Genomic DNA, 20,716 nt, shown 5'->3' on the forward strand with positions numbered 1-20,716 from the left:
TTATGAGAAAAAATAAAGTGGTATGGAGCGAAGGACTGTTCTTGCGACCACAACTCTTCCAACAACAAGAGCGCTACGTTGAGCATTATATCCACCAGCGGACATCGCTATTAACGCCTTATTATTGGGGCTTCTCTTCGCTCACCATCGACCGCCAAGGGTTGGAGTATGGAAAGCTGATTATCAACGCCGCGGCGGGAATTTTTCCGGATGGTACGCCGTTTAGCGTCCCGGATACCTGTCCCGCACCGAGCCCATTAACGTTATTGCCACACCATTGCGGTCAGCAGCTGTATCTTGCGATCTCGTTAGCGCTACCCGGCCATGACGAAACACTCTTATCCTCATCTCACTCCACATCCCTAGCGCGTTTTACGGCTAAGGAGCATCTGGTTCATGATAGTAATGCGGTACATCGTGAAGCCCGTCATCTACTCCTTGCCCAATTAAACCTGCGTCTGCTACCCGAGTCAGAGATGAACGATACGTGGATTGGCCTGCCTTGCGCCAGACTCAAGCATCTCGATGCAGATGGGCGGGCGATATTGGTCGAGGATGACTATATTCCTCCGCTGATCGACTGCCGCGACAATACGTTGTTGATGAGCTGGATAATGCATGTTGTCGGCCAACTGCGGCATCGGGCGGAGACCTTTGCCTTGCAGCTTAGCGACTCTTTTAAGGGAGAATCGCAGGCGGTGGGAATTGAAGATTACTTATTACTGCAGCTCTGCAATCGTTACCACAGCATGCTCGACTATTGGTTACAAAGGCCCTCAGTCCATCCAGAGGTACTCTTTTGTGAGGTGAATGCCTTACAGGCTGAACTCGCGACGTATCTCTCGGCTCAGCGCCGCCCACCGCAAGAGGGATATCTCTACCAGCATAAAGCGTTAGCAGAGACGTTTCGCCCGCTACTCGACGACATTAGCCAGCAGTTAAACCTGCTACTGACCAAAGCCGGTGAGTGTTACGAATTCCAGCGTCAGACTAATGGAGTATGGGTGACAGCCGATCCGGATCTCCAGCTTGATGCGTATCAAACGCTGATCGTGGCCGTCAAAGCGGCAGTACCGCATCAGCAAATTCATAAGCATTTTATTCAGCAAACTAAAATCAGTGCGCCACGGCAAATTCTCGACTTAGTACGGTCGCATTTACCCGGTGTAACGTTGCAGCCCCTCGCGGGGCCACCTCGTCAACTCGCCCATTGCTCGGGGACGCACTATTTTGAGTTAGTACAGAGTGGCCGTGATTGGCAAAGTATCGTGGATGAGCGTGCCGTCGCCCTGCATATTGCTGGGCAGTTTCCCGAGTTAACGCTCCGACTATGGGGGCTGCGTGACAGATGACTAAACTCGACACCTTATCCACAAGACTTCTGCACGATGGGCCGCCGGCTGCGCATTGTGCTGGCGATTTATCGGCCAGAACAGGCTCCTCCTCAGTACCGCATCAGTATTTTATTGGTGAGAGTGCCAGCCAACGATTAGCGCAAGCCCGTGGCAGCCATTATCCACTCCTCCATTTGGCGAAACCGCTCCTCGCCGTACTGAGCGAGGTGCCTGCGCGACGCGAATACGCAGAAAGCGTCGACGTTTTACGCTCTTGGCTCATCTATGAGATCTCGCTCTTTGCACAATTATGCGAACAGCTGGATATCCCGTGGCGAAAGATGACGATCGCACGCTATTGCCTCTGCACAGCACTGGATGAGGCCATTCATACCACGGAATGGGGGATTAATAGCGGCTGGGCGCAACAAAACCTGTTGAACTACTTCGAGGAAGATAACGATGGCGGTAATAAGTTTTTCTTACTCGCCGGTCGGCTTGCGATGAATCCCACAGAGTATGCCGAGGTATTGCTCATTATGCTGCATAGCTTAAATTTGGGGTTTACCGGGCGCTACAGTATCCAACAAGACGGGGCGCAGCAATTGGCACAGATCCGCCAGCAACTCTATACGTTATTGGTCCCCTTTATCCCCCGTTCTGAGGCGGCGATAGTAACGGTTTACTCTTCACCGCCTCTCGTCGACGTGAAAAAGCGGCTGTCGCTACGCGGCTGCAGTGTATTGGCCCTGCTCGTCGTTGCGGCGACTTTCGGTGCCTATCGACTGCAGCTCCACCTCAGTCTTTCTCAACTGACCGAGGATGCTGTACAGCTCTCGCAGTATTTAGCCGTACCCGCAACCACCGTCGTGCTACCGACGCTTCCCGTCCTGATGAAGCGTGATATCGACCAAGGTCGGCTGGTTATCGAAAATTCGGAGCAGGGATATCGGGTGAAAGTGATCGGTGGGCCGATGTTTTCCTCGGGCAGTGCGACGCTCTCCACTGAGTATCAAGCGGTGCTCCAGCGACTGGCGCAAGCGGTAAAACAGTTAGGCGGTTCGGTGACACTGATTGGGCATAGCGACAGCCAACCGATTAGGACGCAGAAAAAGCTGTCTAATCAGCAGCTCTCTTTGCAGCGTGCAGATAACGTCGCACAGCTCTTTTACCCCTATGGTTTTACTGATCGTCAACTTAAGCGGGTGGGCGTCGGCGAGCAGCAACCCCTAGCCCCCGATTCGAGCATCGCACAGCGTAACCAAAATAGACGCGTTGAGTTTATCGTCACCTTTTAGAGAGATAACACATGGAATTGTTGTCGCCAGTTTTTAGAAAAATAGCCAGCCGAGTCATCGTCATTGGCGTCATTTCGCTGCTCTGTTATAGCATTGCTCAGTATGGCGAGTTTTGGGGAGTCGGACACGCTTACCCGCTATCGCCCCTTCATTGCCGTGGCGTCGTTATTGCGAGCCTCGTGCTGTCAGCCTTGGTATTTTATTATGGCCTGCCTCGCTATATCATCCTAGCACTAGGAATGGGCGCAGTATTATGGGTCATGGGGCCGTTATTGTCGGTCGGCGAGCTAAAGCCATTGGCCTCACTGCTTATCCGTTCACTCCTCTGCTCGTTGCTAGCGTTAGTGACACTCGGGTACTTTCTGGCGGCGCTTGCGGTACAAGCCTATGGCGCGTTACCCCAGATAATTGCGTCACTTCCCTTCGCGCCACGGTGTCATCCACCTCGCTACCCTGAGTTAATCCGGTTAGTTAAGACCTGGCGAAAAAAGCTCCGCAACGTGAAAGGGCGGGTGCCGGTATTTAAACGGTTATTTTGGACCGATGCCGCCAGTGAACCGCACTGCTGTGTCCTGGTCGTCGGGCCACCCGGTAGCGGCAAATCCTCGGCATTAGCGAATGCCGAACTCATGTTTGCGCTGCCCTCCCAACAGCAAGCCGCACGACAGGCCGTCGAGAAGACGGAGCACTGCGCGTTATGGCTTACGGACGACGTGCTGTGGTGTGATACGCCTGGGCGCTTTTTCGATCCGCAACAGCCGCCGGAGGAGAGGGCTGACGAGTGGTCAGAGGTGGCAAAACAGCTGGTGGCGATGAAACGCGTGGCTCGAGTTGAAGCGGTGGTGGTCGTGATAGATTGTCCACGATTACTATTAGCGACCCCGCAACAATTAACCGACTATGCGGCGTTATGTCGTACCCAATTACGAACGCTGCAACAGCAGACAAATCGTGCTATCCCGCTTTATCTTTTTATGAGTCAGGGGGATCAGCTCGAGGGCTTTCATGACTATTTTCATGGCATCACTCCTGAGGATCGCCAGCAACTCTTCGGACAACCCATCGAACAGGGGCCGTCTACGCGTTCTCTTAATCGCGATGGCATCCGCCAACAGCTGGCAGCATGGGCTAAACAGATTGCACAGCAAGTTCTAGCTCAGCAACACTACTGCGAGAGTGTAGACACCCGCAAGGGGATAGAGCGTTTCTCTACCAACTTTGCCGCCCTGACTGAAGTATTGGCAACCTTTATTGAACATTTAGCGCCACCCCCCTACGAGCGACTTCCCAACAGCGACCTCGTGTTAGCAGGGATCTATCTCGGTTGCAGTGCGAACCCTCGCGGGCGGCCCTATACTTATCCTCACACACTGGTTCAGCAGTGGCAAAAGCAGCCGGAGGCGTTGGATGACCGCAATAGCGACGGTCAGCCACTAGGGCATCCATCTCAACACTACTTCTTGAATACCTTCTTCAATCATCTGCTGGTCGGTGAGTGCCGCGCACGCTTGCGCGGTACAGCGCAGCGTTTCTCGGCTCGTTATCGTCGAGGGGCTGCCTTCGCGCTACTTACCCTGTGCAGTGCACTAATTCTCTATGCGTTGACGCGGAGTTATTACGCTAATCACCGTTATCTCACTCAGGTTGGTGACGGTCTTCAACAACTCAGACAACAGCTGAGCACGACGCCTGTTACCTTAGACAGTGCGTTGAGTCGACTGCGCCACCTCTCACCGTCCGCCGCGCGAGTAGCAGGAGATACGGCCTTTTCCAGCGGGCATTGGGGGCTATATACTCCGCCGTCCTGGAAAGATAGCGTTAATGCCGTTTATGACCAGTGGTTAGTCGATTATTTACTGCCCCAATTAGGACGCGCAGTGGCCGAGGAGATTTCGGCGCAGATTAGCCGTAACGATCCCTATTCATTGTTCACAACGTTGCGTGTTTATCTCATGCTGCAGGGGGAAGTCCCGAGAGATAACGGCTTTCTTATCACTTGGTTTTCGGATCACGAGGCGCAATTACCTCTCCTCAAGAGCCAAGACAACGCCGCCACACTACTTCGCCACCTGCTGCGTGATACAGACTGGCCGCCGCTTAATGGCCCCCTCGGTCGGCAACAGATTAAGGCTGCACGCAAGCTATTAGCCGAACAACCGTTGGCGACCTACGTCTATCAAGACATCCTGCAGCACGTCGCGCCTGAATCTCTACCCGCCAATGGTTTATCGCAGTTGATTACCCCGGCACAGCCATCGCTGTTTACTGAACCCGGGCAGGGGGATCCGCTGGCAGGGCTGTATACCCTGTCCGGTGCGCAGTTCTGGAGCAAGACCATTTATAAGACACTGTTCCCGAACGCGCTGGCGCGGGTTGAATACATGCTTTATGGCGAGGAGCAACGCGGCGCAGGGCTGGTGACTAAGCAGGAGGTGTGGCAGCAGGTTACTACACGTTATTTGGATGATTATCGTAGCTATTGGCAGACTTTCTTGCAGGGGATCCAGTTTGCTTTACCGGTGGAAGACGGCAAAGCAAAACGGGTAAATACGCGTCAGCGCGTGGAGTATCTATTAAAAGACTTCACCCGCCAAGACTCGCAATTACGCCAGCTACTGGTGAACATCGCACACCAGACACAACCCGGCACGCGTCAGCAGCAGAAGGACGACAAGCCGATGCTTTCAGTGGCAGAGGGTGGAATGCTAAACGATGAGATGGCACAGCGAGTGGATCGACACTTCGCAACCCTTCATCGCTTCGTCGAACCGCCTAGCACTCCGTCTTCGTTTTCATTGGAGCAGCTAGAACGTGCATTCATCCAGCTCTACCTGAGCATGCAAGCCACGGGAGTGACCAGCGAACGTCAGCTGTCGGCGCTGGTTGCAGGGCAATCGGAGACGGACAGCGTGCAGACTTTCTTGCTGCACCTCGACCAGTTACCGGCGCCTCTGCCACAGCTACTCGGTCAATTATTTTCCGTTGCTCAGCGGCAAGTCACTCAACAAGCGTGGGCAACCAATGCCCAACAGATCGAACAAGAGATCATCACGTACTGTCGCCAACACCTACTGGGGCGCTATCCCTTCGCAAAGCGAGGAAGGGATGCCTCGCCACAAGCTATCGTTGAGATGTTTGCTCCACAAGGCAAGTTAAGCCGCTACTTTTCCCAGCACCTCGCCGATAACGTTGATACCCGGCATCGTCCATGGCGCTTCACTCGCGCAGAACCGACGCTTTCGCCACAGTTGCTGGCTGTTTTTGAACAAGGAGACCGGATCCAGCAGCTGCTTTTTCCTCAGTCGTCATCGCACCCCTCTCTAGACTTCAGGCTGTCGGTGAAGGAGTTAGCGAGCGGTATTACCCAACTAATTATCGATAACGACAACCAGCAATTTCGTTATGTCCATGGACCGATTATTCAGCAGGCCATGCACTGGCCTGCACAGAGCCTGACGCCAAACTTACAGATCCGGGCGATCGCCGCTAAAGGCCGTCTAGTGTGGAAGGTCGAAGAGAAAGGCTACTGGGGACTATTTCGTTGGCTTGAGGGGAGTCACTCACAATTTGAGCCTCGTAGCCAACAAACCCTCATCACGCTGGGAGATGATGGGCAACACGCGACGATCGCGATTAATGAATTGGGGCGCTCTGTGCCTGAGCTAATTAGGCTATTTCGAACCTTTCGCTGTCCGATTGGCGATTAGTCGGCTATCAACATAATCAAGGAAGACGATGAACAGAATACTGACATTACTTATTAACGCTGACACCACACAGCGATTCGTGATCACACAACTCTCGGGGGTTGAAGCGCTTTCGACCCTGGGTCACTACCAGTTAAACGCTCAGACCGTGGGGCAAGAGGGGGGCGCTACGCTGCCGGACATTGAATTGAAATCGCTGATCGGTCAATCGGTGAGTATTCGTATTGAGTTGGAAGCCGAACAGGATACTGCGTTGCCCCCCCCGGTTCGTTGGATAAATGGTATGGTGGAAAAGGCCCGCTACTTGGGGCATGACGCGCAGCATGCCCAGTACCAGATGATTATTCGACCTTGGCTGTTTCTTCTGAGGAAGACGACCGATTTTAAAATCTATCAGCAAAAGTCGGTCGTCGATATTCTACACGATGTGCTCGCCGATTACGGGCGAGCCTACGAGTGCCGATTAAACGATGTCTATCCGGCACTCGATTACCAAGTACAGTATGGCGAAACCGATTTTGATTTTATTCAGCGGTTAGTGGAGAAATGGGGAATTTATTGGTACGTCGAACACGATGAGCGTGACCATAACATTGTCTTTGTCGATAGTCCGTCTGCGCACACGCCGATTGCGCATGAGCGCTACAAAACCTTACCCTATCTAGCCGAGGCTCCCGAGCTTCAGGCGCCTTATATTCCTACTTTTCACTACCAAGAGAGCCTCACATCGGGTCACTGGGTCACCTCTGACTACGATTTTACGCGCTCGCGTAAAACGCTATCGGTAACCGAACAGCAGCCGCGTAAGACGCCTTACAATCGTATGGAAATTTACGATTGGCCGGGCGACTTTACGCAGACCGAGATAGGAGAGCACCTCGCTAAGGTTCGTATCGAAGCATTGGGCGCACAAGGGCAGCGCTGTTCTGGCAGCGCGGCGCTGCGCGGACTTAGTTGCGGATCGCAATTTACGCTAGCGGCTTACCCTCTCGAACAGGCTAATCGCGCCTATTTTATCCTGCGCAGCGAGCTTGAGATCATCAATAATCAGCAAAGTTCTACCCAAGCCCTCTGTCAGACAAGCTGTCAGTTTACGGTGCAACCGCTCACTAAGCGTTATCGTCATCCACAAAATACCCCGAAGCCTCGAACGTTTGGTCCGCAGACCGCTAAGGTTACCGGGCCTGCCGGTAAGGAGATTTGGACCGACCAATTTGGTCGCGTTAAAGTCCGCTTTCACTGGGATAGATATGGACACAATAGCGAGGCCGACTCCTGCTGGCTAAGGGTTAGCCAAGCTTGGGCCGGTAACCGCTTTGGCGGCATGTACATACCGCGTATTGGTCACGAAGTGATTGTCGATTTTATCCAGGGCGATCCGGATCGTCCGCTAATTATCGGCAGCCTATATAACGACAAGTCGGCACCGCCTTGGGCGTTACCCAATAATGGTAGCCAAAGTGGCTTAGTGAGCCGCAGCGTAGGGGGGAATGAGGTCAACTTTAATGGTATTCGCTTCGAAGATAAGTTAGGGCAGGAGCAGTACTGGGAGCAAGCTGAACGGGATATGCACCGCCTTATTAAGCAGAACGAGGTACAAGTTGTTGGGGCATCAAGGCAGGTCGATGTCGGACAAAACTATCGCTCAACGGTAGCCGGTACGAGTGATTATGTTGTCGGGGCATCGCTGGGGGTCACCGTTGGCGGCGCGCATAACACTACCGTCGGCGGAATAATTGGTATGAACGCTGGGGCGGCGATCGGCGTCAATGCGGGGGGAGCCATCGGTATCAACGCCGGAGGCGCGATCGGTATCGCCAGTGGTGGGGCGATGTCGATGGTCACGGGAGGTGCCATGGGGCTAGCCGTAGGCGGCGCGATGGGACTGAGTTCCGGGGGCGACTTGGTGATCTCTGCGCGTCGTATCCGGATTATTGCCGATAGCCAAATTATCCTACAAGCAGGACAAATCGACTTTAATCCTGGCGATGCGGGTCCACGCGGCGGCGGAGGTGGCGGGGGCGTTATTGGCCTGCCCGGCGCCACCCCGTCGGCCGGGCTATTTGTGGGGAAAAGGCTAGGGCCGACCCCCAACCCGACCCCAACACCAACGGTAACTACCAGTATCGGACCAGAGATTAGAAAGCCACAAGGAGGGGAATAATGTTAAGCGCAAGAGTTGGGGATGCCACCTCGCACGGTGGCGTTATCATCACGGGGCTCGGGACGGTGCGCTGTCATGGCCTGCCGATTGCCTTAGCCGGCAGTAGCCTCACCAGTTGTTCTGCTTTGCATGGCGCGAGCCCTATTGCGACCGGTTCTAGCGCGGTATTTGCCACCGGAGTACCGGTTGCTCGTTTAGGCGATACGACCGGGTGTGGCGCGCAGATTATCAGTGGGGCGCCCGATGTATTTATTAGAAATTGAGTTAATGCGGCAACGAAGGCTCGCTGAACGTAAAAAATCCTCGGCGCGCGCTGCGCATCAAGGCGCCTACTTTTTGGAGCGGGGAGATGAGCAGGATCTTCTCAAAGCGTTAGCGAAAGAGTCTTGGTATTACCAAGACGATCCGCAAACACTTTACAACCCACGGGGTCAGCTCTCCTCGCCCAACGAAGAGACGGTCGAACAGCTTTTTAAACAAGATATTGAGGATTTAGCACGGCGATTGGTGACCGATATCCTCCAGCCATCGCTCACCATCGCTGATATTATCGCCCAGCTTGAACGGGAAACACTGGGGGGCGTCGCCTTCGAGCAACGTGGCATTGGCGCCGATATATTGACCTTATTGGAGGATGAGGTTTACGCGATCGATGAATGGTGGGTCGATACTCAACACCATGAACAATAAGGATAAACGATGATGAATTCTCCCCCTCACGGGACACCGGTCACATTATATAAATTACTGGATGACGATCCTCACCAAGACGAAACATTCGCGACCGACCCTCTAACGATTAAGCATCTCGTGACACAGGATCTTAGCCAATTGTTGAATAGCCAACCTACGCAGAGATTGGCCGCTGATCAGGCAGACCCTTTGGTTGCGGCATCTGTAGTGAATTATGGATTGGGTATTACTATCGGCGAGTCTATGTCGTCCGCGGACTATCCCGACGTTGAATCGGCAATTCGTTGGGCAATTATCCGCTTCGAGCCGCGTATCGATCCCCATCATTTAACCGTAAAGGTCCTGCCAATCATGACGCGGAGCCAGACGGTATCCCAACTTAGCATCAGCATCAGTGCGAAACTTCTCGCCTATCCCGAAGCGATGGCACTGAACTTAGCCGGGACCTATGACCTAGGTACGGCTAAGGCGATGTTTAGCCCCTAAAAGGGATGACTTTATACATATAGGATTATTGTTTTTATAGGTATAAACAATAAATAAATCCTATTCTCATATATTTTTTATTCCCCTATCCTGTCCTCGGGGTACTTTTTAATTTATTAGGGAAACTACTAGCGTTACTCACTTGTTTTTGCGGGTAAATAATGGATGCATTAGTCATTAGCGTCGTTAGTGAAGACGCCTACTTCAAACTAGGTGTCATGTCATTAGTCCATCAACACTGGGAGGGGGGAACGAATCAACTATGCATAGCGACTGACGATAGACCTTATTTTGATCTGTGTTTCGATTTTCATAAAGAAGTTGTCGTTATTAGCGCATCGTCATTACTGCGGCGCTGTCCTTCGCTAATCGTCTCATCGCATCAGTGGGGAGATATTTATATTCCTTTTAACTGTCGTCGTTATCGCTTAACTCAGATTGAAAAAAAACTAGCGAAAATTTTAGAGATAGCCTTAGGCAAAATTATTAATGAGGCCGATTTAAACCTCTTTATTACCAATGGAGAAATTAGAGGATATCAGCAACTCTCCCAGACTGAGTTTTTAATCATGACCTTTATTGGTCAAGGGTTAGATTGTTACCTCATTTCTAAAAAAATTAATCGCTCGCCTAAAACGATTCGTACACATTATCGAAGCGCCAGTCGAAAACTCGGGTTTGATAATCGCGCAGATTTTTTTCGGTTTGCAAAATATATATCAAAAAATAATCAAGGCGTTATCAACACACTCTGTCTTTAAAATAAGGATATTATGATGAATAAAGGATTTTCATCACAAGAGAAGGATATTTGTTTCTCAAGAAAACACCTTCTATGTATCGCCCTCTGCCTCTCGCCTGGCGCTGCTTATGCGCAAAATTATGAAACGCTGACCCTAGACTCATCGGGGTTATGGGAAGATATCGTCATTGTGAATAACAAAACGACCAACGGGGCATTGGTCATTGATAATGGCGCCAATGTTACGTTAAGAAACGCGAGGATTAATGTGTCGCTGTTTGGCGGTGTTGGCGTTCGAGTCTATAAATCGTCATTTACCGCCGATCAGTTAATCGTCAAAGTGGAAAACCCCAATAATAAAGCGGTCGCCGTTAATATCGGCCCCTCCAGTCAAGTGGATCTGACTAACTCTACTATCACGAATGAAGCCATTGGCGATGGCATCGCGTTTAATAGCTATGATGATGCGCCCTCCATCTTGAAGGTCTCGGATAGCGAGATCTCGACATATAAAGGCTCGGGAATTAGGGCGATGGCGGGAGAGGTGACCCTAAATAGGGTGAATATCACCGCTCGCGGCGACCACTCCCATGCCATTGATATGAATACGGGGACTAAATTCCTCTCCATATTCGGTGGCCATTATAATACCGAAGGTGATGGAGGTTATGGGGTCTGGATGATCCACGATGGCGGCAAGATGGTCGCGCAGAATGCGAGCTTTGAAACATCGGGTAAAAAATCCCATGGCCTAGTGCTGCAACAGTCCAAGGCCAACGTACCGATGAGCGATGCGGTATTAAGCGATATAATTTTTAATGTCACCGGGGATAAGGCTTACGGCATTTACTCGGAAGGTAAGGTAAACGGCTATCGTGTTCAAGTGGATACTTTGGGCGAGAATGGCCATGGTATCGCCGCCTTGAAAGGCGGGACGATCTCGTTAAATCAAGCACAGGTTTATACCGGTCAGGACTCGTCATTCGGCGTGGCGGCAGTCAGTGGGGCAACTATTACTGCCAAAGATTTAAGCGTCACCACCAATGGAAAACTTTCTCATGGCCTGTTTAGTGATCAAGGGACGCTAAACATCAAAGAGAGTCAGGTTTCCACCGTAGGAAAGGATGCCGCGGGACTCTATGTTGGCGGTGATGGTAAAACGAATAGTTGGTCGTACGACCAAATACGTACGCTTACCCCCAATGCGGTGATTGCAGATAGCTCGCTAGAAAGTCAAGAAGGCATCGGCATCCTCGGTGTCGAGGGGGCTAGCGCGGTGCGATTGACGAACAGTGTGGTCAGGAGTGATGTGGACATTGCGGTCGCCGCGCTCACAACCAAAAATAATGCTCAAAAAGATGTTGCTGCGTCCTTGTATCTTGATGCTCAGGATAGCCAGCTCATCGGTAGTCTCTATGCCAGAACCGATGATAAGCTGTTTGTGGATCTAAAAGGCACAAAGAGTGTACTGACCGGCAAAGCGTTTAATGTTGAGCGCCTCGCTTTAGAGAATAGCCGCTGGAATATTACGGGGGATAGCCAGCTAAACAACTTACACAATGAGGGCATCGTCGCTTTTGGCGATAACGATAGTACAAGCTTTTTGAAGATCGACGGTAACTATAGCGGTTCTGGTGAACTACTCATGAACGCGGTTCTAGCGGGAGACAATTCACCACGAAATCGCGTGATTATCAATGGCGATGTCTTAGACGGGAGTACGCGGGTAAGCGTTGCGAATCTCGGTGGGAGCGGGGCGGAAACCGTTCAGGGTATCGAGCTTATCTCGGTGGGGGGCACCTCTTACGGCCAGTTTACTCAGCAGGGACGTATTGTAGCGGGCGCTTACGAGTATAATCTGGTGAAAAAAGCGCAGAGTTGGTTTCTGAGTTCACAACAGCCGACACCGGACCCAACGCCGGACCCAACACCGGACCCAACACCGGACCCAACACCGGACCCAACGCCGGACCCAACACCGGACCCAACACCGGATCCAACACCAGACCCGGATCCAATGCCGATTCCTGACCCTACTCCCGATCCGATTCCGGTCCCCGATCCGATTCCTGTCCCGGACCCGACGCCCAACCCTCGGCCAGAGCCGATCTATCGCGTCGAATCCGGTAGCTATTTAGCTAACTACATCGCGGGGAACACTCTTTTCAATACTTCGCTCTTTGAAAGAGAATCGGATCCGTTCGAACATGACGCACCCTTGCTGGGACAAAATACCTCGAATCTCTGGCTACGTCAGTCGGGAGGCCGTAGTGGCTGGTCCGACGGCAGTGGTCAGCTATCGACGAAATCCAATCGCTATGTCGCACAGCTCGGCGGTGCCTTATTGCATATCGAAACGCCAGCAGGTGGGCGCTGGAGTACTGGTGTAATGGCAGGTTATGGCCATCATAATAATTCGACGTCTTCACATCGGGTAGCCTACCGTGCTAAAGGCTCGGTCAATGGCTACAGCACGGGCATCTATTCGACCTGGATCAACGATAACTCGGGTAAAGGTGGCTATATCGATAGCTGGATCCTCTATAACTGGTTCAATAACTCGGTTAAGGGCGATCAATTAACGGCGGAATATTATCGTTCGAAAGGCTTAACCGGGAGTATAGAGGCTGGCTACGTCTCAGAAGTCTTGCGGTTTAATGGCAGTAAAGGGTCTGAATACCGTTGGTACTTTATGCCCTCAGCTCAGCTGACCTATCAGGGGGTGAAACATCATCAGCTGACGGAGGCCAATAATACGCGTATCAGTAATACAGGTAAGAATAATATACAGAGCAAGCTGGGGATCAGGAGCTGGATACATGGCCGCCATCAGCTCGATCAAGGTACGGAACGCTATTTTCAGCCGTTTGCCGAAGTTAACTGGCTGCATAATCTCAAGCGCCACGGCGTCAAAATGGATAGTACTAAAGTTGAACTGGCCGGAGCTGAAAATGTTGTCGAAATGAAGCTCGGTTTAGAAGCTACCCTGAGTAAACAAAGCCGCGTATGGGTAAATACGGGGGTACAAGTGGGTAATCAAGGCTATAACGATAATCGCTTAACACTGGGTGGAAAGTGGTATTTCTAATTTGACCTAACTGTTTGCTCTAAGGTGGAAACGGACTGTATAGGAAATATTCAGTTGATGCAGAAAGTTTCCGCCTTTTATATTATGCTATGACATCAATAATCCGGCTTTCTGACTATGGAACGTCGATGTACTAGCTAGTGGAGCCCGCATGCGATTTAATTATCTTATCGTACCTATCATTACTCTTCTCTGTTCCTGCAGTAGCCACTCGCATCGTGCAGATAATCAAACTATGCCACAGGGCGGTTTTTTATTAAAACCTGCCACGCTAGGTCAAAATGAATTGACCGGAGACTTCGCCGGAAATCCGCGCGCAGAACAGTTTATTGATATGATGGTTGAGAAACATAACTTTAACCGTCAACAATTAATCGGATGGCTTAGCCAAACTCGCCGTCTCGATTACGTACTCCGTCTTATGGATCGCCAAGCACCGAATTACACGCCTGCGCCAGGCCCTAACGGTGCATGGTTACGCTACCGCGCTAAATTTATTACTGACTCTAATGTGCAAAATGGGGTGGCATTTTGGAACCAATACCGCGATGCTCTCTCACGTGCTGAGGTACAGTACGGCGTTCCTGCCGAAATTATCGTTGGTATAATTGGCGTCGAGACGCGTTGGGGTCGAGTGATGGGTAAAACCCGTATTATCGACGGACTCGCGACGCTGGCCTTCGACTACCCCCGCCGAGCGACATACTTTAGTAGCGAGCTTGAAACCTTCTTATTAATGTCGCAACACGAAGATGACAATCCGCTGAATTTACGTGGATCCTTTGCCGGCGCGATGGGCTACGGCCAGTTTATGCCCTCTGCTTACAAACAATTTGCCGTAGACTTTAATGGCGACGGACACATTAATCTTTGGGACCCAGTCGATGCGATTGGTAGTGTCGCGAACTACTTCCAGAAAAGCGGATGGAAGACTGGACAGCCAGTAGCCATTGTTGGCACTGGACAAGCGCCAGGGTTAGATAATGGCTTTGCCACGCGCTACTCCGTTGCCCAGCTACAAAACAGCGGGTTAACGCCACAGCAGGCGCTGTCTGGCTCACAAAAAGTGAGTCTATTACGTCTCGATATGGGAAGCAGTTATCAATATTGGTTCGGTTTGCCGAATTTTTATGCCATCACCCGTTACAATCATAGTACTCACTATGCGATGGCCGTCTGGCAGCTCGGCGAATCAGTACGAGCTTCTCGACAAAATAATCTGTAAGTCGTCTTAGAAAAGTGAGTATCAGGTTACAACGTTGCGATCTGATACTCTCCTCACCAAGAAACATGGCTAAACTAGTGGTCTAGATGACTAAGATGGAGCGACTAATATGTCAGATCAAATAGAACTCCTCAGCCGACGACTCGGGCAATCCCTCACGCAATCTCAGTCGACAATCACCACCGCTGAATCCTGTACAGGGGGCGCAATCGCTAAAGCGCTGACCGATATTAGTGGTTGTTCCGCTTATTTCGATGGTGGCCTCGTGACCTATAGCGAACAGAGTAAACAACGCTTCTTAGGGGTGCAGGAACACACCCTTCAGCAGCATGGCGTAGTCAGTGAAGAGGTCGCCGCAGAAATGGCCCAAGGCGCCTGTGCCGCGCTATCCGCAGACTATGCCATTGCCGTCACGGGATTCGCAGGCCCAGGAGGAGGAACCGCTGAGAAACCAGTGGGGACGGTTTGTTTCGGCTTTGCCTCATCGTCGGGGACCGTGATCACCTGCCAACATCATTTCACCGGCAGCCGTGAAGTCATTCGCCAACAATCCGTGCAGTTTGCGTTAGAGAAAGCGCTAGCGTCTTTTTTCAAAATTAAGCTTGATACTGTATGACTATACAGTATAATTACCCCAGTAAATGCATAAGCATAAAATCCCCTTGCTGGCGAAACCAGTACGATTAGGAGTTGAAATGGCTATCGATGAAAATAAACAAAAAGCACTTGCAGCTGCGCTAGGACAGATTGAGAAGCAGTTTGGTAAAGGCTCCATCATGCGTCTTGGTGAAGACCGGACGATGGATGTTGAAACCATTTCAACGGGATCATTATCTTTAGATATCGCGTTGGGAGCCGGTGGCTTACCAATGGGACGTATTGTTGAAATCTACGGCCCTGAATCATCGGGTAAAACTACGCTCACGTTACAAGTTATCGCTGCCGCGCAACGTAAAGGAAAAACCTGTGCCTTTATCGACGCTGAACATGCGCTAGACCCGGTCTATGCTAAAAAATTAGGCGTAGATATCGATAACCTGCTGTGTTCTCAGCCTGATACCGGTGAGCAAGCGTTAGAAATCTGTGACGCACTCGCGCGCTCAGGCGCTGTTGACGTCATCATCGTTGACTCCGTCGCCGCTTTGACACCGAAAGCAGAAATCGAAGGCGAAATCGGTGACTCACACATGGGCCTCGCGGCGCGTATGATGAGCCAAGCGATGCGTAAATTAGCGGGTAACTTGAAGCAATCTAATACGCTACTTATTTTCATCAACCAAATCCGGATGAAAATCGGCGTAATGTTCGGTAACCCTGAAACCACCACGGGTGGTAATGCGTTAAAATTCTACGCCTCAGTTCGCCTTGATATTCGCCGTATTGGTGCGATTAAAGAGGGTGAAAACGTGGTGGGTAGTGAAACCCGCGTCAAGGTTGTTAAAAACAAAATTGCCGCACCTTTCCGCCAAGCAGAGTTCCAAATCATGTACGGGGAAGGGATTAACTTCTACGGCGAGATAGTCGACCTAGGCGTGAAGCACAAGTTCATTGAAAAAGCGGGTGCCTGGTATAGTTATCAAGGCGATAAGATCGGACAAGGTAAGGCGAATGCAGGTAACTACCTGCGTGAGAATCCGCAAATCGCAACTGAAATTGAGCAGAAGCTGCGTGAAACCTTACTTAACCCAAGCCACGAAGGCGAAGCCTCTCCAAAACAAGATGTTGATGGTGAGAGCGACGAGCAAGAAGAGTTTTAACATCGAGTTGTAATATAAATAACGGGAGCCTGCGTAAGCGGCTCCCGTTTTGCGTTGTAGCGATGAATAGAAGGGGCGCCCATGGAAAAAATAACACCGCCAAAAGAGGTCACTTATACCCAGTTACTTCAACGTGCTGTCTGGATCTTAGGTCAGCGCGATCATGGCACGGAAGAGTTACGCGAAAAACTACGTCTGTCTATCTCACGGAAGGCCCTACGGGATAATACGCCTGAACTCTATTTGCCTGACGCAACACTAAATAGTGTGTTGGAGTGGTGCGTAGAGCAAGGATATTTAAACGATCAACGATTTTGTCAGCACTACATCAGTCAACGCAGCCGTCGCGGTTATGGGCCGCAACGCGTTAGCCAAGATCTACAGCGCAAAGGAATAGCATCGTCGCTGATCGTGGATGCCATGCGGGATAGCGAGGTAGATTGGCAGCAATGTGCACGTGAGGTCGCCGAGAAGAAGGCCGGACGTCGTTGGCCCACGACCTATCCCGAAAAGGTGAAGCTACAACGTTATCTTTACAGCCGAGGCTTTCAAGGCGAAGATATTCGTGCTGTTTTCGAAAATTTTCCCTCGTGAATAAGATTGAGATTTTACTTCCCCGTGAAGAAAACTTATCTTATTGAGACTTTTAGTTCCACGATCATAGGTCGACTGTGAATAATCCAGTGACTTAGATGAAACGGAACGTCTGTTAAGCAAGATACCAGGACATTTATGAGCAAGAGTACTGCAGAGATTCGCCAGACGTTTCTCGATTTTTTCCAAAGCAAAGGCCACCAAATTGTTTCTAGCAGCTCGCTAGTACCAAATAATGACCCGACGTTACTCTTTACTAACGCAGGGATGAACCAGTTCAAGGATGTGTTCCTCGGCCAAGATAAGCGTGATTACTCACGTGCAACGACCTCGCAACGTTGTGTCCGCGCAGGGGGTAAACACAACGATCTTGAAAACGTCGGGTACACTGCACGCCATCACACTTTCTTTGAAATGCTCGGTAACTTTAGTTTCGGTGATTACTTTAAACGTGAAGCCATTTCATTCGCGTGGGAACTCCTTACAGGCGCTCAATGGTTTAATTTACCGAAAGAACGTTTGTGGGTCACCATCTACGAGACCGATGATGAAGCGTGGGATATCTGGGAGAAAGAAATTGGTATCCCAGCAGAACGCATCATCCGTATTGGCGACAATAAAGGCAGTGCTTACGCGTCAGATAACTTCTGGCAGATGGGCGATACGGGACCTTGCGGCCCCTGCAGCGAAATTTTCTATGATCACGGCGACCATATCTGGGGCGGTCCTCCAGGCTCTGCAGAGGAAGATGGTGATCGTTATATCGAAATTTGGAACATCGTATTTATGCAGTTCAACCGTCAAGCTGACGGTACGATGCTGCCTCTGCCTAAGCCTTCTGTTGATACCGGAATGGGCTTAGAGCGTATTTCTGCCGTACTGCAACATGTTAACTCTAACTACGATATCGATTTGTTCCAAAAACTGATCGCGTCAGTTGCACAGGTCACTGGAACGCAAGATCTAACGAATAAATCGTTACGCGTTATTGCCGACCATATTCGTTCTTGTGCCTTCTTAATTGCGGATGGCGTAGTCCCTTCTAACGAGAACCGTGGCTATGTCTTGCGTCGTATCATCCGTCGCGCCGTACGCCACGGCAACATGCTAGGGGCACAACAGAGCTTCTTCTATAAACTCGTCGCGCCACTGATTGCCGTGATGGGCAGTGCAGGCGAAGAGTTACAAAAACAACAACAGCATGTTGAAAACATACTCAGAGCAGAAGAAGAACAGTTTGCGAAAACCTTAGAGCGTGGATTAGCACTTCTTGATGAAGAGCTTGCTGCACTTCAAGGCGATACCCTACAGGGTGAGATTGTATTCCGTCTCTACGACACCTTCGGTTTCCCTGCTGACTTAACGGCAGACGTCTGTCGTGAGCGTGATTTGAAAATCGATGAAGCTGGCTTCGAAGCGGCAATGGAAGCGCAACGTCAACGCGCACGCCAAGCCAGCGGCTTCAGCGCGGACTATAATGCGCAGATCCGCGTAGAGAAAGACGCCGAGTTCAAAGGTTACGACGAATTAGCGTTTACTGCTACGGTGAGCGAAATTTTTGTCGAAGGCCAATCGGTTCAGAAACTTCAATCGGGGCAATCGGCCGTTGTCATCCTCGATAAAACCCCGTTCTATGGCGAGTCGGGCGGGCAAGTCGGTGATACTGGCGTTATCGTGACAGACCAAGGTGAATTTACCGTAGAAGATACACAAAAATACGGTAAAAGCCCGGGACATTTAGGCCGCTTAGTCACCGGTGAACTTGCGGTTGGGCAACAGGTTAATGCGCGGGTGAACGAAGCTAGACGTGCTAAAATCCGCCTCAACCACTCAGCGACTCACCTGCTGCATGCAGCGCTACGCCAAGTCTTAGGGCCACATGTGGCGCAGAAAGGCTCTCTCGTTAACGATAAATACCTACGTTTCGATTTCTCTCATACAGAAGCGATGACTGCACAGCAGTTACGCGAAGTAACGGAAATCGTCAACCAGCAGATCCGTCTCAACCTGCCTGTCACGACCGATATCATGGATATCGAAGAGGCTAAGCAAAAAGGCGCAATGGCTCTGTTTGGTGAGAAGTATGATCAGCAAGTCCGTGTATTGACTATGGGGGATTTCTCCGTAGAGCTGTGTGGCGGGACACACGCCCAACGCACCGGTGATATCGGCTTATTCGTCCTAGATTCTGAGTCAGGGACTGCGGCAGGGGTGCGCCGTATTGAGGCATTCACCGGCGAGCGTGCCTTAGCGACGGTATTTGCTGCCGAAGACCAATTAACGCAAATAGCACAACTGATCAAAGCGAATAGCACTAATCTTAATGACAAGGTGAAGGCGCTAGCTGAACATGCTCGAGTACTGGAAAAAGAAATTCAGCAACTTAAAGACCAACAAGCTGCGCAAAAAAGTGCTTCGCTCGCCGACCAAGTGAGTGAGATCAATGGCATTAAGGTTTTAGTCAGTGAATTACCATCAATTGATCCCAAGCTACTTCGTACCATGGTTGATGACCTGAAAAACCAATTAGGTTCAGCAGTGATTGTATTAGGGACCACCAGCGAAGATAAAGTTTCGCTTATTGTTGGTGTCACTAAAGACCTGACTGACCGTATTAAAGCGGGTGAACTAATTGGGCTTATTGCACCGAAGGTGGGTGGCAAAGGGGGCGGTCGACCGGATATGGCGCAAGCGGGTGGAAATTTACCTGAGGCTTTAACGGCAACCTTGGCAGACGTTCCTGGAATTATTTCTGATAAATTACAATAAGTTAAATTGATTCATCTTAACGCCTAATACATCAGTATTAGGCGTTTTATAAAATCATTTAATTAATCTCTTGATAAAGTCAGGTAAGAACTCTGTATTTCGGCTAAACTATTATTAAGCATGAGTAATGACGGATTGAGTGAATTTTACTAATAAAATACGGTCCTAACTACTTAGTGTTAACGATGGATGTGCCGGGTTGTGCAGAGACCCGACCTTTTTAATCTTTCAAGGAGCAAAGAATGCTTATTCTAACTCGTCGAGTTGGTGAAACCCTCATGATCGGTGATGAGGTTACAGTGACGGTACTCGGTGTCAAAGGGAACCAAGTAAGAATCGGTGTTAATGCACCTAAAGAGGTTTCGGTGCACCGTGAAGAGATTTACCAACGCATCCAAGCTGAGAAAACTCAGGACTCTGAGTATTAATTTATCTGCACTTACCAGGGGCAGGTTTAGCGAAACGGCTGTGAAACATAATTATGTTCACAGCCTTTTTTTTAGGTTTAAGAGCGAAATTTGCCGATGTATTGTGCTAATTGCTGCGCTTTTGTGCAAACAAACAATCTTCTCGAAAAAGTGTTTGACTTATAAGTCGGGGAAAGTAATATGTGCGCCAACGCAGCAACGAACGGTTACGTAAGTTTCCATCGGCGCTAAGTTAAGAAGTAATAAGAAGTAAATTGGTGAGGTGGCCGAGAGGCTGAAGGCGCTCCCCTGCTAAGGGAGTATGCGGTCAAAAGCTGCATCGAGGGTTCGAATCCCTCCCTCACCGCCATTTACGCATCCGTAGCTCAGCTGGATAGAGTACTCGGCTACGAACCGAGCGGTCGGAGGTTCGAATCCTCCCGGATGCACCA

Annotated in this window: 15 protein-coding genes and 2 tRNA genes; all 17 read left to right on the forward strand. The window is 50.5% G+C overall.

What is annotated here, in order from left to right; all coding sequences use genetic code 11:
- The first annotated feature begins 2 nt into the window (after window positions 1-2).
- Window positions 3-1,352 (forward strand): type VI secretion system baseplate subunit TssK, encoded by a 1,350-nt coding sequence (gene tssK / locus HGT70_RS15285; RefSeq protein WP_214196454.1) that lies wholly within the window; start codon window positions 3-5, stop codon window positions 1,350-1,352.
- Window positions 1,349-2,632, forward strand: coding sequence for a type IVB secretion system protein IcmH/DotU (gene icmH, locus HGT70_RS15290; RefSeq protein ID WP_214196455.1), 1,284 nt, complete (start codon window positions 1,349-1,351; stop codon window positions 2,630-2,632). The genes tssK and icmH overlap by 4 nt, the downstream gene beginning before the upstream one ends.
- An 11-nt stretch (window positions 2,633-2,643) precedes the next feature.
- Window positions 2,644-6,339, forward strand: a complete 3,696-nt coding sequence (tssM, locus tag HGT70_RS15295) for a type VI secretion system membrane subunit TssM (RefSeq protein ID WP_214196456.1) — start codon at window positions 2,644-2,646, stop codon at window positions 6,337-6,339.
- A gap of 28 nt (window positions 6,340-6,367) precedes the next feature.
- Window positions 6,368-8,503, forward strand: coding sequence for a type VI secretion system Vgr family protein (locus tag HGT70_RS15300; protein ID WP_214196457.1), 2,136 nt, complete (start codon window positions 6,368-6,370; stop codon window positions 8,501-8,503).
- The gene (locus HGT70_RS15305; protein ID WP_241569790.1) at window positions 8,503-8,766 is read left to right on the forward strand and encodes a PAAR domain-containing protein; all 264 of its coding nucleotides are present in this window, start codon (window positions 8,503-8,505) and stop codon (window positions 8,764-8,766) included. Before HGT70_RS15300 ends, HGT70_RS15305 begins: the two co-directional genes overlap by 1 nt.
- Window positions 8,747-9,193, forward strand: coding sequence for a hypothetical protein (locus HGT70_RS15310; protein WP_214196458.1), 447 nt, complete (start codon window positions 8,747-8,749; stop codon window positions 9,191-9,193). Before HGT70_RS15305 ends, HGT70_RS15310 begins: the two co-directional genes overlap by 20 nt.
- Window positions 9,194-9,202: 9 nt before the next feature.
- A complete protein-coding gene (locus HGT70_RS15315) occupies window positions 9,203-9,682 on the forward strand; it encodes a type VI secretion system baseplate subunit TssE (protein WP_214196459.1) in 480 nt (159 codons plus the stop codon).
- A gap of 161 nt (window positions 9,683-9,843) precedes the next feature.
- Complete coding sequence (locus HGT70_RS15320; protein ID WP_214196460.1) at window positions 9,844-10,443, forward strand: helix-turn-helix domain-containing protein; 600 nt, start codon at window positions 9,844-9,846, stop codon at window positions 10,441-10,443.
- A gap of 15 nt (window positions 10,444-10,458) precedes the next feature.
- A complete protein-coding gene (locus tag HGT70_RS15325; RefSeq protein WP_214196461.1) occupies window positions 10,459-13,512 on the forward strand; it encodes an autotransporter outer membrane beta-barrel domain-containing protein in 3,054 nt (1,017 codons plus the stop codon).
- A 151-nt stretch (window positions 13,513-13,663) separates the two neighbouring features.
- Window positions 13,664-14,737, forward strand: coding sequence for a lytic murein transglycosylase B (mltB, locus tag HGT70_RS15330; RefSeq protein ID WP_071434265.1), 1,074 nt, complete (start codon window positions 13,664-13,666; stop codon window positions 14,735-14,737).
- Window positions 14,738-14,846: 109 nt separating this feature from the next.
- Window positions 14,847-15,353, forward strand: coding sequence for a CinA family protein (locus HGT70_RS15335; RefSeq protein WP_214196462.1), 507 nt, complete (start codon window positions 14,847-14,849; stop codon window positions 15,351-15,353).
- Window positions 15,354-15,432: 79 nt separating this feature from the next.
- A complete protein-coding gene (gene recA / locus HGT70_RS15340; RefSeq protein ID WP_071434268.1) occupies window positions 15,433-16,494 on the forward strand; it encodes a recombinase RecA in 1,062 nt (353 codons plus the stop codon).
- A gap of 81 nt (window positions 16,495-16,575) precedes the next feature.
- Window positions 16,576-17,088, forward strand: coding sequence for a regulatory protein RecX (locus HGT70_RS15345; RefSeq protein WP_071434271.1), 513 nt, complete (start codon window positions 16,576-16,578; stop codon window positions 17,086-17,088).
- Between the two features lie 138 nt (window positions 17,089-17,226).
- On the forward strand, window positions 17,227-19,857 hold the full coding sequence (alaS, locus tag HGT70_RS15350) for an alanine--tRNA ligase (protein ID WP_071434273.1): 2,631 nt from the start codon (window positions 17,227-17,229) through the stop codon (window positions 19,855-19,857).
- A gap of 242 nt (window positions 19,858-20,099) precedes the next feature.
- Window positions 20,100-20,285, forward strand: coding sequence for a carbon storage regulator CsrA (gene csrA / locus HGT70_RS15355; RefSeq protein ID WP_062812383.1), 186 nt, complete (start codon window positions 20,100-20,102; stop codon window positions 20,283-20,285).
- A 256-nt stretch (window positions 20,286-20,541) separates the two neighbouring features.
- Window positions 20,542-20,634 (forward strand) — tRNA-Ser (locus HGT70_RS15360).
- 5 nt (window positions 20,635-20,639) lie between these two features.
- Window positions 20,640-20,716 (forward strand) — tRNA-Arg (locus HGT70_RS15365).

The organism is Rosenbergiella collisarenosi, from assembly GCF_018494085.1.
Taxonomy (GTDB): Bacteria; Pseudomonadota; Gammaproteobacteria; order Enterobacterales; family Enterobacteriaceae; genus Rosenbergiella; species Rosenbergiella collisarenosi.

Coding starts and splice junctions, on each gene's coding strand:
- tssK (WP_214196454.1), top strand. CDS start 3: ATGAGAAAAAATAAAGTGGTATGGAGCGAAGGACTGTTCTTGCGACCA.
- icmH (WP_214196455.1), top strand. CDS start 1,349: ATGACTAAACTCGACACCTTATCCACAAGACTTCTGCACGATGGGCCG.
- tssM (WP_214196456.1), top strand. CDS start 2,644: ATGGAATTGTTGTCGCCAGTTTTTAGAAAAATAGCCAGCCGAGTCATC.
- HGT70_RS15300 (WP_214196457.1), top strand. CDS start 6,368: ATGAACAGAATACTGACATTACTTATTAACGCTGACACCACACAGCGA.
- HGT70_RS15305 (WP_241569790.1), top strand. CDS start 8,503: ATGTTAAGCGCAAGAGTTGGGGATGCCACCTCGCACGGTGGCGTTATC.
- HGT70_RS15310 (WP_214196458.1), top strand. CDS start 8,747: ATGTATTTATTAGAAATTGAGTTAATGCGGCAACGAAGGCTCGCTGAA.
- HGT70_RS15315 (WP_214196459.1), top strand. CDS start 9,203: ATGATGAATTCTCCCCCTCACGGGACACCGGTCACATTATATAAATTA.
- HGT70_RS15320 (WP_214196460.1), top strand. CDS start 9,844: ATGGATGCATTAGTCATTAGCGTCGTTAGTGAAGACGCCTACTTCAAA.
- HGT70_RS15325 (WP_214196461.1), top strand. CDS start 10,459: ATGAATAAAGGATTTTCATCACAAGAGAAGGATATTTGTTTCTCAAGA.
- mltB (WP_071434265.1), top strand. CDS start 13,664: ATGCGATTTAATTATCTTATCGTACCTATCATTACTCTTCTCTGTTCC.
- HGT70_RS15335 (WP_214196462.1), top strand. CDS start 14,847: ATGTCAGATCAAATAGAACTCCTCAGCCGACGACTCGGGCAATCCCTC.
- recA (WP_071434268.1), top strand. CDS start 15,433: ATGGCTATCGATGAAAATAAACAAAAAGCACTTGCAGCTGCGCTAGGA.
- HGT70_RS15345 (WP_071434271.1), top strand. CDS start 16,576: ATGGAAAAAATAACACCGCCAAAAGAGGTCACTTATACCCAGTTACTT.
- alaS (WP_071434273.1), top strand. CDS start 17,227: ATGAGCAAGAGTACTGCAGAGATTCGCCAGACGTTTCTCGATTTTTTC.
- csrA (WP_062812383.1), top strand. CDS start 20,100: ATGCTTATTCTAACTCGTCGAGTTGGTGAAACCCTCATGATCGGTGAT.